Below are 1,861 nucleotides of genomic sequence, written 5' to 3' on the forward strand. Positions count from 1 at the left end.
GGTACGAGCCGAGCGTCAACGCAACCGGCGGCACCGCGCCCGGCGCGGCGACGGGGGTGGCCGTGGGCGGTGGTGCCGGGGGCATCGGCGGCGTGGGCAGCGGCCGCGGCGCCGGCACTCTCATCGAGGTGCCGGCCAGTGCCGGCAGTGCCGTCCCGATGGTCGTGCGCACCAGCACGCCCAACGCCGGGCTCCCGAGCGCGAGCCTCTTCGCCACGCGCCCCGACCCCGGCAGCCGCTACCTCATCGAGACCGACCCGCGCTTTGCCAACTACCGGCAGTGGCTGTCCAGCGACTACCTGCTCGATGCCCTGGGCCTGGACCCCGATCTCTTGCAGAAGCGCCTGGGCGATGGCTACTACGAGCAGCGCCTCATCCGCGAGCAGGTCGCCCGGCTCACGGGCAACCGCGACCTGGGCGGCTTCCATTCGGACGACGAGCAGTACGCTGCCCTGCTGAACGCCGGGGCCACCTTCGCCAGGGAGTACGGCCTGCGCCCTGGCATCGCGCTCACAGCGGAACAGATGGCGCAGCTCACCAGCGACATCGTCTGGCTGGTCGAGCAGGACGTCACCCTGGCGGACGGCAGCACCCAGCGCGTGCTGGCGCCGCAGGTGTATGTGCGGGTGCGCCCCGGGGACATCGATGGATCGGGCGCGCTGCTCAGTGCCGATGCCGTCAAGATCAAGAGCAACGGCGATGTCACCAACACCGGCACCATCGCCGGCCGCACCCTGGTCGACATCAACGCCGACAACATTCATAACCTGGGCGGCCGCATCAGCGGCGGGCGGGTGGCGCTGGATGCAGTCAACGACCTGAACAACATCGGCGGGTCGATAGACGGACGCGACAGTCTGTCGGCCAAGGCCGGGCGGGACATCAACGTGCGCAGCACCACGGCCAGCACGGCGGGCTTCGGCGCAGCGAGCGGAACCCATATCGACCGCTTGGCTGGCCTGTATGTGACCGACCCCGGCGGCACGCTGGTGGCCAGCGCGGGCAACGACTTCAACCTCATCGGCGCCCTGCTCGAGAACAAGGGCCCGGGCGGCTTGACCTCGATCACCGCGAAGAACGACATCAACCTGGGGAGCGTGCGCGAGTCCACGACCGTAACGGGCTTCGGCAGCGGCGCGTCGATGTCGAGCACCACCTCCCGGGAGATCGGCACCACCATCACCACCGATGGCGCCACGCTCCTGAGCGCGGGGCGCGATGTCAACGCACGCCAGGCCACGGTGGACGCCGGCGCCGGCCTGCTGAGCGTGCAGGCGGATCGCGACATCCGCATCGAATCGGGCCAGGCGCAGAGCACGGGCCGCTACGCGATGCAGTGGACCGACAAGGGCCTGCTCAGCCGCACCGACAACCGCGTGAGCGGCGGCTGGGACACCGGCACCAGCATCGCCAGCAGCTTCTCCGGTGGCCGCCACCTCGGCATCGTCGAGGGCCGCAACACCCAGAGCACCGGCATCGACGTCGACAAGAAACGCTCCAGCCCGATCTTCGATCCGGTGTTCATGCAGAACAAGGCCTCGGGCAGCGGCATCGACGTCAGGACCGACACGGCCGCGTCCAGCACCATCACCAGCAGCGAAGGCGGCGTCCTGCTGCAGGGCGGTGGCGTGGTCCACCTTCAGGGCGTGCAGGTCGCGGGCGCCAGGGACATCCGCATCGAAGGCAACGAGGTCTCCATCACCGGGGCCATGAACCGCAGCGAAGTCAGCGGCGAGCAGCGCCGGCGCGGCGGCGACTTCGGGCCCCTGGGCCTGCACGACCTGGGCCATGGCCTGGGCGCCAAGGCCAGCGACACCCTGGATTCAGAGACCACCCGCCTTGCGCGCACCACGCTCAGCGG

Annotated in this window: 1 pseudogene; it reads left to right on the plus strand. The window is 70.2% G+C overall.

What is annotated here, in order from left to right:
- A pseudogene (locus tag A8M77_RS34890) lies at window positions 1-1,861 on the plus strand (beta strand repeat-containing protein); the annotation flags it as partial.

Source organism: Variovorax sp. JS1663, from assembly GCF_002157355.1.
Classification (GTDB): domain Bacteria; phylum Pseudomonadota; class Gammaproteobacteria; order Burkholderiales; family Burkholderiaceae_C; genus Variovorax.